Origin of the sequence: Wenzhouxiangella sp. AB-CW3 (assembly GCF_014725735.1) — a bacterium.
Taxonomy (GTDB): Bacteria; Pseudomonadota; Gammaproteobacteria; order Xanthomonadales; family Wenzhouxiangellaceae; genus Wenzhouxiangella.
Window position 1 is genome coordinate 701936 of sequence record NZ_CP061368.1, and the last position, 14978, is coordinate 716913.

The following is a 14978-nucleotide window of genomic DNA, read 5'->3' on the forward strand; positions in this document are numbered from 1 at the left end:
TCCCCCTCAAAGGGGAGGGGTTTTTTTTAGATGATCGTCAAATCGCAGGGTAACCGACCATGCAACTGAATATGCTCAAAGCCAAGATCCATCGCGCGACCGTGACGCGGGTCGAACTCGACTACGAGGGTTCCTGCGCGATCGACGAGGCACTGCTGGAAGCTTCTGGAATTCTCGAGTACGAACAGATACATATCTACAATATCGCCAATGGCGAGCGGTTCGTGACCTATGCCATTCGAGCCGAGCGCGACAGCGGTGTGATTTCGGTCAACGGAGCGGCCGCGCACAAGGCCAACGAGGGTGATCTCATCATCATTGCCGCCTACTCGCGGATGAGCGAATCGGAAGCGGCCAGTCACGAGCCCAAGCTGGTGTACCCGGATGCCGAGAACCGTATCGCACGCACCGCCGGCCGGATTCCTGTCCAGGCGGCCTGAGGCACCCTGACTGGATGTTGCAAAAAAACGACACCCCCGGCATCGCCGAACTCTTCGAAAGCGATCCCGGGCGAGAACAAGACTTTCGTCTCAGGCAATCGGACTGGGAACTGGACTATTCACGAATTCCGCTTGAGCGGGCGGGTCTGACGTCACTCCATACCCTGACAGAATCGGCAGGACTGGGCGCCGCCGTCGCCCGCCTGTTCGCGGGCGAGTCGGTCAATACCAGCGAACGCCAGCCCGCCTTGCACATGGCGCTACGTGCCGAAGAAGGCAGCAGCTTTGGTCCTGGCGCCGATATGGCCACACTGCTGCGCCAGCGACAGCGTTTTATGGACCTTGCCGCGCGCCTGCATGATGGCAGCAGCGGCCTGACCGACCTGCTGCATATCGGCATCGGCGGTTCCGACCTGGGTCCGCGGCTGGTCGCCGACGCCCTCAATGCCGACGACAGCGCCGTGCGCGTGCACTGGCTGTCAACCCTGGATGGGCGGCGGTTCGAACGCTTGTGCCGCGAGCTTGATCCGGCCACCACCGGCATGGTGATGGCCTCGAAGTCGTTTTCCACGGAAGAAACCATGACCCAGGCCAGGGCCGCGCGCCAGTGGCTGGGCGAAGGCTGGGCAAAGCGTGCATGGGCGGCCACCGCCAATGCCGGGAGGGCTGAGGAGTTCGGGGTGCCGGCCGATCACGTGCTTGAGTTTCCGAGCTTTGTGGGTGGCCGCTACTCGCTGTGGTCCTCGGTGGGTGTAAGCGCCGCGGCGCGCATTGGACCGGAGCGTTTTCGCCGCCTGCTTGCCGGTGCCGAGCGGGCCGACCGCGAGTTTGCCCGGTCAGAGCAGGACCCGTCCATGGCCGTGGTGCTGGCCCTGCTGATGCACTATCTGCGGCGAGATCTGGATCTGAACACGCTGGGTGTTGTCAGTTATGAGCCGCGCCTGGCGCTGCTGGCCGGTCATCTGCAGCAGCTGGTCATGGAGAGCCTGGGCAAGGGTGTGGACCTGGATGACCGCCCCCTCGATGTGCCGACTGCCCCCCTGATCTACGGTGGCCGTGGCACCGATCTTCAGCATTCCATCTTCCAGGCCCTGCACCAGGGGCGTGATACGCATCCCCTGCTGCTGGTCGGCAGCCTGCGCGACCGCCATGCCTATCCGGAGTGGCACCAGGCCCAGTATGCCCATCTGCTGGCCCAGGCCAGGGCCTTTGCCAACGGTCGGTCCGACGGCGAAATCTACCAGAACATGCCTGGCAATCGTCCCGTTGCCACGCTCATTGTCGACGAACTCGATAGCGACAACCTTGGCTGGCTGCTGGCCAGCCTGGAGCATGCAGTCTATGCTCTGTCGGTGCTCTGGGGCATCAATGCCTTCGACCAGTGGGGCGTGGAAGAAGGCAAGCGACTGGCCGCCGAAATTCGGTCCCGGTTGCAGTCCGGCACCTGAGTATCCCCTGAACCACTCCACGCGGACGCGTGGAGTGGTTCAGGACATTCCTCATGGGATCATTCGCGCGGGTGATGCCGTTCGAACCAGTCCAGAATCAGTTCCAGACGCTTGACCAGGTTGACCGGTGTGCCGGCGCGTGACAGTCCGTGGCCTTCGCCCTCGAACACGGCCAGTTCGGTTTCCACATCGTTGTTGATCAAGGCGTAGAACCACTCCTGCCCCTGGCCGATGGGCGTGATCTGGTCATCCGTGGAGTGGATGATCAGGGTAGGGGTGCGTACCTGGTCGGCATACTTCAGAGGTGAACGTCCCCAGTAGTAGTCGTAGTTTTCCCAGATCGTGCCGCCGAACTCGGCATTCATCATGGCCGGAACGTAGGCCTGGGTGCCGGCCTCGGACACCCAGTTCGACACGCTGCGCTGGGTGACGGCTGCGCGGAAGCGATCGGTCTGCGTGGTGATCCAGTTGGTCAGAAAGCCGCCATGACTTCCCCCGGTCAGGTAAAGACGATCCACGTCGATCCAGTCGAAGCGCTGCAGGGCCTCGTCCAGGGCTTGGATGTTGTCGCGGTAGTCGACGCCACCGTAGTCCTGGTAGACGGCCGACTGGAAGTCGAAACCGTAGCCGGTAGAGCCGCGGTAGTTGGTGAACAGCACCGCGTAGCCGGCTCCGGCCATCATCTGGAATTCATGGAACCAGCGATGTCCCCACATGCCGGCCGGGCCGCCGCGGATATTGAGAACCAGCGACCAGGGCTGGTCGGCCTCGAAGCCTTTCGGGCGCAGCAGAAAGCCGTCGACCACCTTGTTGTCTTCGACTTCGAAGCTGAAGCGGTCCAGTTCACCAAGGTGACGCGAGGACAGCAGTTCGTCGTTGAATTCGGTCAGCCGCCGCGGCTCGAACGAGTCGTTACCGGCCAGGTGAACTTCGGCCAGACGGGTCTCGCTTTCCATCAGGAACGCCAGCGTCCGGCCATCGTCGGCGAAGCTCAAGCCATTGAGCACGGCGCCCTCTCCGATCAGAATCTCCGTGCTGCCATCGTCGTGCAGTCGCATCAGCGGATGGCTGCCGCGATAGTCGGCGCGAATGAGCGGCCGGTCGTATCCTTCCGGCCACATGGCCTCGGCCACGGACAGGTCCTGACCGTCGTGCAGCACTTCATGGGCCTCGCCGTCGATGCTGATCAGGTGCAGCTCGGTCGGACGATAGCGGTCGGACTGGTAGCTGAACGCGATCTGCTGGCCATCGGGCGAAAAGACAGGCGAGGTGGCACGACCGTCTGGAGTGGGCAGCTTGCGGTCTTCGCCACTGTCCAGGTCGAGCAGATAGATGTCCTGGTTGTGACCGCCGTCGTACTCACTTCCGCTGCGATCGGCGTTAAATGCCAGCAGGCGCCCATCGGGCGAAACGGCCGGGTTGTTGTAATTCCACTCGCTGTCGGCGGTCAGCCGGGTCAGTTCGCCGCTTTCGAGTTCGAGCAGCCACAGCGTATTGCGGCGCTCGTCCAGCCAGCCCGCGGCCTCGGTACGATAAAGCTGGCGCGAATAGATCTTCACGTCGGCACTGGGTTCGTCGTTGTCCTCTTCGGCCTCGGTCGGGTCATCGACGGCCGGGTCGATGGACAGCGTCAGCACCATCCGTTGTCCATCTGGCAGCCAGGTGAAACCGGCAATCCGTCCCTGGCGAATGGTGGTGGCCGGCCGGGCCTCGCCGCCATCAATGGGCATGCGGTGAATCTGGGTATCGCCATCGATCGGGCGCAGAAAGGCCAGTTCGCTGCCACCCGGGGAGAAGCGCGGGTGACGGTCAGAATCGCCACTGGTGAATGACTCGGCCGGGCTCGAGCCGTCAGCGGCCACCGTCCAGATGGCCGAGTCGCGGCCGCGTCGCTCCTCGTTGACTTGGGCGCGCACGAAGGCGATGCGCCCGCCATCGCCGGCCAGTTGCGGGTCCTGGATGAACTGGAAGTCGTAGTAGTCATCCGGCGCCAGGGGCTGGATGTCATCGGCCCAAAGGGGCAGGCAGAGTGCAAGGGCCAGTAGCAGGAAAAGCGGTATTCTTGTCATGATGTTGCCTGGGCTTGAGAGTGCCGCAACATCTTAGCCTGCTTCCGAGCGGTGGAGTTCATCCACGCGCCGGACTTCATTGCGGGCACCGAGAATGACCGGGACACGCTGATGGATCTCTTCCGGATTGACTTCGAGAATGCGTTCCAGCCCCGTGCTGGCCGCGCCACCGGCCTGCTCGACGATATAGGCCATGGGGTTGGCTTCATACAGCAGGCGCAGCTTGCCGGCCTTGCCGGCGGCCCGGAGCTGGCTGTGGCAGGGATAGAGGAAAACCCCGCCACGGGTGAGAATGCGATGGACCTCGGCCACCATGGAAGCTACCCAGCGCATGTTGAAATTCTTCTGGCGAGGACCGTCGGCACCCTGCAGGCATTCTTCGATGTACTGAGTGATTGGTTGGTCCCAGAAGCGCTGGTAGGACATATTGATGGCGAATTCCCCGGTGTCGACCGGAATCTCGACTTGTTCACGGGTCAGCAGGAATTCACCGAAGTCCCGATCCAGGGTGAACATGCTGACACCGTGGCCGGTGGTCAGTACCAGCATGGTCGAGGGGCCATAGAGACAGTAGCCGGCAGCGACCTGCTCAGTGCCAGGACGCAGGAAGTCCTTCTCGGAAGGGTTGGTCACCCCGTCGGGTGCCTTGAGAATGGAAAATATCGTACCGACCGAGACATTGACGTCGATATTCGACGAGCCGTCGAGCGGATCGCACAGCAGCAGGTACTTGCCACGCGGGGCATTGGCCGGCAGGTGGTAGACCGAGTCCATTTCCTCCGAGGCCAGAGCCGCAATATGGCCGTTGTATCGCAGCGCCTCGATCATCAGCTCATTGGAGATCACATCGAGCTTTTTCTGGGTTTCACCCTGCACGTTCCGGCTGTCGGTGGCCCCCAGGACATTGACCAGTGCGCCCTTGTTGACCAGGTCGGCAATTTTCTTGCACGCCACGGCAATGTCGTTGAGCAGGCCGGTGAATTCACCGGTAGCGCCTTCGATGTGGCGCTGGTTCTGGATGATGTAATTGGTAAGCGTGGTACCGATGCGCATGAGCCGAATCCTGTCCTGTCCGCTGGGTCGGAGTACAAGGCACGGGAATCTACCATGAGCCACCCGTCCAGCCAAGCGCGGGATGATGGCCAGAGCCCCGATTGAGGCATGGAACGGCCTGGGGTGATCCGGTCCGCCAGTGTCTTGACCACGGCGGTATGCTATTTCATGGGGGTAAGTGTGTTGCCCGCACCTGCCGGTGTCGGAGCGGAATGACTCAACGGAGCCGATGAATGGATCTGCACCAGCCCGGAACCCCGGGCACTCGAACCCTTTCGAATGAAGGCACTGCCACTTTTCCGGCTGGCCCGGTGTTGTCGGTGCGCGGGCTTTCCAAGACCTATGCCGGAGGGCATCGCGCGCTCGATGAAGTCGACCTGGAGATGTGTCGCGGTGAAATCTTCGCCCTGCTCGGGCCCAACGGAGCCGGCAAGACCACGCTGATCAGCATCGTCTGCGGTCTTGTCCAGCCGGGTCAAGGTCAGGTGCAGGTTGCCGGATTCGATATCGGGCCAGACTACCGCGAGACTCGCTCACGCGTCGGCCTGGTGCCGCAGGAGCTGCATACCGACACCTTCGAAACCGTGATCGACACGGTGCGTTTTTCGCGTGGTCTGTTCGGATGCGAGCCCGACGATCGCTTTCTCGAGCAGCTGCTGCGGGATCTGAGCCTGTGGGAAAAGCGCGATCAACGCATCATGACGCTGTCCGGCGGCATGAAGCGCCGCGTGCTGATTGCCAAGGCACTGTCGCACGAGCCGGAGCTGCTGTTTCTCGACGAGCCGACCGCCGGGGTCGATGTCGAGTTGCGGCGTGACATGTGGGCCCTGGTCCACCGCTTGCGTGAGCGGGGGGTCAGCATTCTGCTGACCACCCACTACATCGAGGAGGCCGAAGAAATGGCCGATCGGATCGGCGTGATTCACCAGGGGCGCTTGATCCTGGTCGACGACAAGGCCGCCCTGATCCGGAAACTCGGGCGCAAGCAGCTCACCCTGCACCTGGACAGTCCGCTGCCCGCACTGCCGCCGGAGCTGGAACACTGGGGGCTGGATCTGGCGGAGCAGGGTGAGGTGATCGAATACCACTTCGATGCCAACGACGAGCAGGCCCGCGTGCCGCAATTGCTCCGTGAGCTGGCACGGGCCGGTGTCGAATTTACCGATCTCAATACCCGACAGAGCTCCCTGGAAGAGATCTTCATTCGCCTGCTCGAGGAAAACCGATGAATGCTTCCACCTTCCCGCGCTTCAATCTGCGCGGCGTGCGTGCGCTCTACCTGTTTGAAATGGGGCGCTTCAAGCGCACCCTGTGGCAAAGCATGGCCACCCCGGTTATTACTACAGTGCTGTACTTCGTGGTGTTCGGGTCTGCCATCGGCAATCGCATTGGCGAGATCGACGGCGTCAGCTACGGCGCTTTCATCGTACCGGGCCTGATTTTGCTTACCGTTTTCACCCAGAGCCTGAGCAACGCCGCGTTCGGCATCTACATGCCGCGCTTCTCGGGCACCATCTATGAAATCCTCTCGGCCCCGATTTCTGCCATCGAGATGGTGCTGGCCTATGTCGGCGCTGCGGCCACCAAGTCTCTGCTGCTCGGTCTGCTGATCCTGGCCACGGCCAGCGTACTGATCGACCTGGAAGTGGCCTATCCGGTATTGATGCTGCTGTACCTGTTCCTGGTGTGTTTTGCCTTCTGCCTGGCCGGGTTCATCATCGGCATCTGGGCCGAAGGGTTCGAACACCTGCAGCTGCTGCCCATGCTTGTGGTCACACCGCTGACCTTCCTCGGCGGGGTGTTCTATTCCATCGAGATGCTGCCGGAGCCCTGGCGCACGATCAGCCTGTTCAATCCGCTGGTCTACGTCATCTCCGGCTTCCGTTGGTGTTTCCATGGCAGCGGCGACGTGGCGCCCTGGGTCAGCCTGGCGGTTTTGCTTGGTTTCTGTACACTGTGCATCGGCCTGGTCTGGTGGATGTTGCGCACCGGCTACCGCATCAAGCCTTGATGCAGTGCATATCCCCCGGCATTGCTGGGGATATTTGGCAAGCGCGTGGCATCGGCCTGGCAAATCTCATTCTGGCTTGGGGGCTAGTGACCATGGACTGATTTTATCAAGGGGTCAGTGAGGGAGTGTTGTTGCATGCGTTTAGTACCGGTGTTGGTACTGGTTTTTCTGGTCGCTGGCGAACTGGCGTCCGCGGCAGTCGATTACGACATCGTCTATGTGCGTCAGGCGCGCTTCGGTGATGAGATCAACACGGTCTGGCCCGAGGTCGGGCGACCTGGCCGAATCGATCCAGGTGCCGACCTGATCCTGCGCAGGCCCGATGGCAGCGAGGAGGTGCTGGTGGAGTGCGATGTCTGTGCCGTCACCGACCCGATGGTGTCATTCGATGCCCAGTGGGTTTACTACAGCCTGTTTCACGACGTCAGTCCCGAGGCACTCAATACCCAGCGTCGCCACCTGTCCTACCAGGGCGCCGATATCTTCCGGATCCACCTGGAGACGCGCGAGATCGAGCAGTTGACCTTCGGTGAGTTCACGCCCAATACCGGTTCCGGTCAGTGGGACGAGAACAATCCGGTCGATCCGCCCTCGGGATACAACCGACTCGGATACGGTGTTCTCAACCTGGGTCCGATGCCGCTTCCCGGCGGCCGGTTGGTGTTTACCAGCAGTCGCAATGGTTTCATTCCCACCCGGCCGTTCAGTTCGCCCACGCTGCAGATGTTCGTGATGGATATCGATGGCGAGAATGTCGAGGCCATCGCTCCCATGACCCTGGGCAGTGTGCTGCACCCGACCATTCTCAGGGATGGGCGCCTGATGTTCTCCAGTTACGAATCACAGGGCCTGCGCGATCGGCGCGTCTGGGGCGTGTGGGCGATCAAGCCCGACGGGCGACAATGGGAGCCTCTGGTCAGTGCCATGTCATCGCCGGATGCATTTCACTTCATGACCCAGATCAGCAACGGCGATATCGTCGTCGAAGCCTACTACAACCTGAACAACAACGGTTTTGGCGCCTTGTACGGCTTTCCGGCTTCGCCGCCCCCCGGCGAGCCGGCCTTCCATAGCTGGGATCCCGAAGCCAACCCGGAAATTGACGTGACTTCACCGGGCGGGTCGGCGACCACCTTCCGCATGTCCTATACGCCGAACGGTTACTACGCGGTCACGCCCATGACCCATCACTTCGACAATGCCGCGCCCGAGGGTGATGATGGTGAACGGGTCGGCAAGTTCACTCATCCTTCTGCAGCACCCAATAACGACCTGCTGGTGGCGTGGACGCCGGGGCCGGCCAACGACCTCAATCGCCCCACGCGCTACCCGTACTACGACAGCGGCATCTACCTGATCCCCGGCAGCGAGCCGGTCTGGGACCCAGACGACATGGTGACGCTGGTCGAGGACGAGAACTTCAATGCTGCCTGGCCGCGCGCTGTGGTGCCCTACAGCGCCATTCATGGCGTGGACGAACCCGAAGAGCTGGACTGGCTGCCCAATGATGGCAGTGAGCATCCCGAACTGCCCGCCGGTACGCCCCATGGTCTGGTTGGGACATCGAGCATGTACAAGCGCGAGACCTTTCCGGGAGCCGGATCAAATGCCTTTGATGGCCTCGATCCCTTCAATACCTCAAGCAATCGCAACCATCGCAACAGGCGCTGGAGTAACTGGGTGTATCAGGGTGCAGATGCCGGGCGCTACGATGATTCGGATATCTGGGCCGTCCGGGTTCTGGCCATGGAGGGGATTCCCGAACGGCGCTACGGGCCCGATGCCCATCGTACCAATGGCTTTTACAATCACGCCAATGAACGACTGCGTATCCTGGGAGAAATTCCGGTCCGCAACGTCGATTCCGATGGCCAGCCGATTATCGATGCCGAGGGAAATCCGGATACCAGCTTCCTGGCCAAGCTGCCGGCCGACACGCCGTTTACTTTCCAGACACTGGACCGTAACGGCATGGTGCTCAACATGGCTCAGACCTGGCACCAGGTGCGCCCCGGCGAGATGCGGGCCGACTGCGGTGGCTGTCATGCTCACAGTCAGATGCCGCTGGAATTCGAGGGGACGGCCGCCAGCCAGCCCGACTACGAGGTGCCGGACCTCACGGCCGGCACCACGCTGGTCAGCCGCAACGAACAGGGTGAGCCGAACCTGGTGGAAGTGATCGAAAAACTGGTCGATGTGGAGTTCTACCGCGACATCCGCCCGATACTCCAGGACCACTGCGTGCAATGTCACAACGCCGATGAGCTGGCCGGAAATCTGGACCTTGCCGACACCGACATCATCGACGGCTGTAACTGGAATGATCCGTCGTTGCCGGGGGATTACCGCCGGCTGGCCGCCGACGAGTGTGCCGACTTCGGTTACCCGCCGGTGATCAGTACCGGTTCCTGGCGTCAGACCAATGCCAGCCGCTACATCCGCAAGTTCCAGAGCCGTCGCAGTCTGCTGGTCTGGAAAGTCTTCGGCGAACGGCTGGATGGCTGGAGTAACGACGATCACCCCACCGAGTCGGTCGCCGGCGATCCGGATACCCTGCCGCCCGGTGCCAGCCCGAATGACGCCGATATCGATTTCACCGGCACCATCATGCCGCCGCCCGACAGTGGCGTGTCGCCGCTGAGCATGGAACAGAAGATGACCATCGCCCGCTGGGTCGACCTTGGAGCCCCCATCGACCTGGCCGCCCAGCATGGCATGAACCCGAAGCTGGGTTGGTTCATGGATGCCGAGCGTCCGACCTTGACCATCTCCAGCCCGCGCCACAACCTGGTCCCCCAGCCGGTCGACGCGATCCGCTTCGGTATGGCCGATGCCAACAGCGGCCTGGATCACGACAGCCTTTCGGTCACTGCCAGCTTCTCCGTGCGCGGCCGCGGGGCCGGCACGGAGCTTGCCGATCTGGTCGAGTCAGCCGGTGACGGACGCTACTTCATCGACTTGCCCGACGGATTGCCGGGCAGTCTCTACAACGCCCGGGTCCATGTCGAGGTGGCAGACCAGCAGGGCAATATCACGCGCGTCAGCCGCCGATTCCATACCACGCCCAGCGGAGATATCTTTTCAGATCGGTTCCAGTAGCGTAGTTCGCGCGGGGGTCAGCTCAGCGGCAGGGCCGCCAGCAGACCGTCGAGAATGAACTGAATGGCCAGCGCGGCCAGCAGCATGCCCAACAGACGGGTGATGATGTTGCTGATGGTCTCCGGAATGAAATGGTCGAAGCGTGCGGCAGTGACCAGCAGCACCGCACCAATGGCCATCACCGCAACACCCGCACCCATGACCACGGCCTGGCCGACCAGGTCGCCGGCCTGGCCTGAGGTGAGCAGCATGATCGATGCGATGGCGCCGGGCCCGCACAGCAGCGGAATGGCCAGCGGAAACACGGAAATATCTTCCGGTTCGTAATGATCCTGAATATCCTCGGCGGATTTCGACTTGCGATCGTTGCGTCGGGAAAACAGCATTTCCAGCGCAATCAGGAACAGCAGGATGCCGCCTGCGATGCGGAAGGCCGGCAGAGTGATGCCGAAGTTGTCGAGCAACCTTTCGCCAATGATCCCGAACACCACGAGCAGCACTGCGGCGATCAGGCAGCCCATCAGCGCCATGCGGATCTTCTGTCCACGCGTAGCCCCCGCGGTCAGCGAAACGAAAATCGGAATGATGCTGACCGGATCAATCGTGACAAACAGCATCACGAAGGCCGGAATGAAAATCTCGAGCATGGGGGCGGCATCTGGGCGGTGGAGCGGGAATGCTAACGCTGCACCACCGCCAAGGCAATGCCAACCCGGCGTCATCTTCTTACCCCCAACCCCCGTCGCCCCCGACATATCGCGTCGCGATGATCCGGGGCCTCGCACCCATCAGTGAGCACGGCGCTGCACCGGCCGTTCAGCCGTGCAGATTCTCTACGTGCGGGGTCCCGGATATCGCCTGCGGCGATTCCGGGACGACCAAGTGCGGTTCAGTGTCTCGTCTCTTCCAGCCCTCGTCGCCCCGGACATCGCGTCGCGATGATCCGGGGCCTCGCACCCATCAGTGAGCACGGCGCTGCACCGGCCGTTCAGCCGTGCAGATTCTCTACGTGCGGGGTCCCGGATATCGCCTGCGGCGATTCCGGGACGACCAAGTGCGGTTCAGTGTCTCGTCTCTTCCAGCCCTCGTCGCCCCGGACATCGCGTCGCGATGATCCGGGGCCTCGCACCCATCAGTGAGCACGGCGCTGCACCGGCCGTTCAGCCGTGCAGATTCTCTACGTGCGGGGTCCCGGATATCGCCTGCGGCGATTCCGGGACGACCAAATGCGGTTCAGTGTCTCGTCTCTTCCAGCCCTCGTCGCCCCGGACATCGCGTCGCGATGATCCGGGGCCTCGCACCCATCAGTGAGCACGGCGCTGCACCGGCCGTTCAGCCGTGCAGATTCTCTACGTGCGGGGTCCCGGATATCGCCTGCGGCGATTCCGGGACGACCAAGTGCGGTTCAGTGTCTCGTCTCTTCCAGCCCTCGTCGCCCCGGACATCGCGTCGCGATGATCCGGGGCCTCGCACGCATCAGTGAGCACGGCGCTGCACCGGGACGACCACCTTTCACCTTTCACCTTCCGTCCCGTCTCCCGTCTCCCGTCTCCCGTCTCCCGTCTCCCGTCTCCCGTCTCCCGTCTCCCGTCTCCCGCCCCAACCCGCGTTATCATATTCAGTTGCCTCAACCCAATGCGTCGACGCCATGAACACCGATTACCGCAAACGCCTGCCTGGCACCGAGTTGGATTACTTCGATGCCCGGGCTGCTATCGAGGACATCCACCCGGGTGCCTGGGCGACGCTGCCCTATGTCTCGCGCGTGCTGGCCGAGAACCTGGTGCGACGCTGTCCGCCGGACGACCTGGATGAATCGCTGCGGCAGATCATCGAGCGCAAGCGTGAGCGCGATTTCCCCTGGTTTCCGGCGCGGGTGGTCTGCCACGACATTCTGGGTCAGACCGCGCTGGTCGACCTGGCCGGGCTGCGCGATGCCATCGCCGAGAAGGGCGGCGACCCGGCCCAGGTCAACCCGGTGGTGCCGGTGCAGCTCATCGTCGACCACTCCCTGGCCGTGGAGCACGCCGGCTTTGAAAAGAACGCCTTTGAAAAGAATCGCGAGATCGAGGAGCGTCGCAACGCCGATCGCTTCCATTTCATCAACTGGACGAAGGAAGCCTTCGACAACGTCGACGTCATTCCGCCGGGCAACGGCATCATGCACCAGATCAACCTGGAGCGGATGTGTACGGTGGCCGAGGTGCGCGACGGGGTTGTTTTCCCGGATACCCTGGTCGGCACCGATTCACACACCCCGCATGTCTGTGCCCTGGGCGTGATCGCGATTGGCGTCGGCGGCCTGGAGGCCGAGAACGTCATGCTCGGGCGTGCGTCCTATCTGCGTCTGCCCGACATTGTCGGCGTGCGACTTACCGGCCGGGCCCGGGCCGGCATCACCGCGACCGACATCGTGCTGGCGATCACCGAGTTCCTGCGCAAGGAAAAAGTGGTCGGCGCCTGGCTGGAGTTTTTCGGCGATGGCGCCCGCACGCTGACGGTGGGCGATCGTGCCACCATTTCCAACATGACCCCGGAATTCGGCGCCACGGCAGCCATGTTCCACATCGATGAACAGACCATCGACTATCTCAAACTGACCGGGCGTGACGATGCCCGCGTGAAGCTGGTCGAGGATTACGCGAAGCATATCGGCCTGTGGGCTGACGACCTCGCCACGGCCGAGTACGAGCGTGTGCTCGAGTTCGATCTGTCTTCGGTCGGTCGCAACATGGCAGGCCCTTCGAACCCGCACCGGCGCGTGGCCACCTCCGACTTGTCGGAACAGGGCATTGCCGGCCAGTGCCAGTTGCCCGAGGACGGTTCCATGCCAGACGGGGCGGTGATCATCGCCGCCATCACGTCCTGCACCAATACGTCCAATCCGCGCAACGTGATCGCTGCGGGGCTTTTGGCCAAGAAAGCCAACGAACTCGGCCTGACTCGCAAGCCCTGGGTCAAGTCGTCATTTGCGCCGGGTTCCATGGCCGTGCGCCTGTATCTCGAAGAAGCCGGCCTGCTTGAGGAACTGGAAGACCTGGGTTTCGGCATCGTTGCCTTTGCCTGCACCACCTGCAACGGCATGAGTGGCGCGCTGGACCCGAAGATCCAGCAGGAAATCATCGACCGGGATCTTTACTCGGTGGCCGTGCTGTCGGGCAATCGCAACTTCGACGGTCGCATTCATCCCTATGCCAAGCAGTCCTTCCTGGCCTCGCCGGCATTGGTGGTGGCCTATGCCCTGGCCGGTTCGGTGCGTTTCGATATTGAAAAGGATGTGCTCGGGGAAGATGCCGAGGGCAACCCGGTCACGCTCAAGGATCTCTGGCCCAGCGACGAGGAAATCGATGCCATCGTGTCGAAGAGCGTCAAGCCCGAGCATTTCCGCAAGGTCTACGAGCCGATGTTCGGCCAGCAGTACAAGCGCATCAAGAAGGTCGACCCGCTGTATGACTGGCGCCCGGAGAGCACTTACATCCGCCGCCCGCCCTACTGGGAAGGCGCCCTGGCCGCCCGGCCCACGCTGAGTGGCATGCGCCCGCTGGCCGTGCTGGGCGACAACATCACGACCGATCACCTGTCGCCATCCAATGCCATTCTTGCCGACAGTGCGGCCGGCGAATACCTGGCGAAAATGGGCCTGCCCGAAGAAGACTTCAATTCCTACGCCACCCATCGCGGCGATCACCTCACCGCGCAGCGCGCCACCTTCGCCAACCCCAAACTGATCAATGAAATGGCGGTGGTCGACGGCGAGGTGAAACAGGGTTCGCTGACCCGCCTGGAACCCGAGGGCAAGGTCATGCGCATGTGGGATGCCATCGAGGCCTATATGGAGCGCAAGCAGCCGCTGATCGTGATTGCCGGCGCCGACTACGGCCAGGGGTCCTCCCGCGACTGGGCCGCCAAGGGCGTCCGGCTGGCCGGCGTCGAGGCGATTGTGGCCGAAGGTTTCGAGCGCATTCACCGTACCAACCTGATCGGGATGGGGGTGATGCCGCTGCAGTTCGAGCACGGCACCACCCGCAAGACGCTGTTAATTGATGGCAGTGAAACCTTCGACGTGACCGGCGAGCCCGAACCCGGCACCACGCTGGCACTGGTGATCCATCGCCAAAACGGCGAGACCGTGGAAGTGCCGGTCACCTGTCGCCTGGATACCGCCGAGGAAGTCAGCATCTACCAGGCCGGTGGCATTCTCCAGCGATTCGCGCAGGATTTCCTGGAAGAATCGGAAGCAGCCTGACTTCCGATCCGCCGGGTGATTGGCCCGGCGGGTCTAAAGCCGTGGCCGCGTGGCGACAAATGGCGGCCAGGGCGCCAGTTGATCCAGGAAACGCTGCAATGCCGAATAGCGTGCCGGGTCGATGCGCTGTCGAAAACGGGCCCAGTCGAGAAAACAGCCCAGCCGCAACAGGGCGTCGTTCAGCCGGTTCTGGCTGGGTTGGTCGTTCATGGCCAGCAGGCGCTCGTTGAGATCATTGAGGATATCTTGCACTCGATCGGCCTGGCGCTGCAGGTAGGGGCTCTGGGCAGGGGTGATGCCGTCTCGCTCCAGCAAAAAGAGATTGACCGTGCTGTCCATGGCCGTGTTGACCATGGCAAACAGATCGGCCTGCTCGACCGTCTGCAGAAAAGGTCGTCTGGAAGTCTCCCGTATATGCCGAAGGATACTGGCGGAATCGGTCAGCAAAAGATTGCCGTCCTTGAGAAACGGAACGCGCCGGGTCGGTGTCAGCCGGGCACTGGCCGCGTAATCGGTCTCGACAAACTCGAACTCGATGCCGCCCTCAATCAGCGCAATCCGGCAATGCCTGACATATGGAGAGGTAAAGCTGCCGTACAACTGCATACTTGT

The 14978-nt window shown here is 62.4% G+C and carries 10 protein-coding genes; 6 read left to right on the plus strand and 4 right to left on the minus strand.

The annotated features are described in order from the left end of the window. The first annotated feature begins 59 nt into the window (after nucleotides 1-59). Both panD and IC757_RS03050 read left to right on the plus strand, forming a co-directional pair. Nucleotides 60-440, plus strand: a complete 381-nt coding sequence (gene panD, locus IC757_RS03045) for an aspartate 1-decarboxylase (protein WP_190975929.1) — start codon at nucleotides 60-62, stop codon at nucleotides 438-440. Nucleotides 441-454: 14 nt separating this feature from the next. Beyond that, nucleotides 455-1888, plus strand: a complete 1434-nt coding sequence (locus tag IC757_RS03050) for a glucose-6-phosphate isomerase (RefSeq protein WP_190975930.1) — start codon at nucleotides 455-457, stop codon at nucleotides 1886-1888. A gap of 59 nt (nucleotides 1889-1947) precedes the next feature. On the opposite strand, the gene IC757_RS03055 is transcribed toward IC757_RS03050, so the two are convergent. Continuing rightward, nucleotides 1948-3957, minus strand: a complete 2010-nt coding sequence (locus IC757_RS03055; protein ID WP_190975931.1) for a S9 family peptidase — start codon at nucleotides 3955-3957, stop codon at nucleotides 1948-1950. A 33-nt stretch (nucleotides 3958-3990) separates the two neighbouring features. Further along, nucleotides 3991-5010, minus strand: a complete 1020-nt coding sequence (locus IC757_RS03060) for a class 1 fructose-bisphosphatase (RefSeq protein ID WP_190975932.1) — start codon at nucleotides 5008-5010, stop codon at nucleotides 3991-3993. Between the two features lie 233 nt (nucleotides 5011-5243). On the opposite strand from IC757_RS03060, the gene IC757_RS03065 reads away from it, so the two are divergent. The 3 genes from IC757_RS03065 to IC757_RS03075 all read left to right on the plus strand — a co-directional run bounded on the left by IC757_RS03065 (nucleotide 5244) and on the right by IC757_RS03075 (nucleotide 10120). Beyond that, nucleotides 5244-6239: an ABC transporter ATP-binding protein gene (locus tag IC757_RS03065; RefSeq protein WP_190975933.1), complete on the plus strand. Its 996-nt coding sequence runs from the start codon at nucleotides 5244-5246 to the stop codon at nucleotides 6237-6239. Then, on the plus strand, nucleotides 6236-7021 hold the full coding sequence (locus tag IC757_RS03070) for an ABC transporter permease (protein ID WP_190975934.1): 786 nt from the start codon (nucleotides 6236-6238) through the stop codon (nucleotides 7019-7021). The genes IC757_RS03065 and IC757_RS03070 overlap by 4 nt, the downstream gene beginning before the upstream one ends. 135 nt (nucleotides 7022-7156) lie before the next feature. Next, a complete protein-coding gene (locus tag IC757_RS03075; RefSeq protein WP_190975935.1) occupies nucleotides 7157-10120 on the plus strand; it encodes a hypothetical protein in 2964 nt (987 codons plus the stop codon). A gap of 17 nt (nucleotides 10121-10137) precedes the next feature. Here IC757_RS03075 and IC757_RS03080 read toward each other — a convergent pair whose 3' ends face one another. Then, nucleotides 10138-10767, minus strand: a complete 630-nt coding sequence (locus tag IC757_RS03080; RefSeq protein ID WP_190975936.1) for a MarC family protein — start codon at nucleotides 10765-10767, stop codon at nucleotides 10138-10140. A gap of 1001 nt (nucleotides 10768-11768) precedes the next feature. On the opposite strand from IC757_RS03080, the gene acnD reads away from it, so the two are divergent. Next, the gene (acnD, locus tag IC757_RS03085) at nucleotides 11769-14366 is read left to right on the plus strand and encodes a Fe/S-dependent 2-methylisocitrate dehydratase AcnD (RefSeq protein ID WP_190975937.1); all 2598 of its coding nucleotides are present in this window, start codon (nucleotides 11769-11771) and stop codon (nucleotides 14364-14366) included. A gap of 33 nt (nucleotides 14367-14399) precedes the next feature. On the opposite strand, the gene IC757_RS03090 is transcribed toward acnD, so the two are convergent. Further along, nucleotides 14400-14972, minus strand: a complete 573-nt coding sequence (locus tag IC757_RS03090; RefSeq protein WP_190975938.1) for a glutathione S-transferase family protein — start codon at nucleotides 14970-14972, stop codon at nucleotides 14400-14402. Between the last annotated feature and the right edge of the window lie 6 nt (nucleotides 14973-14978).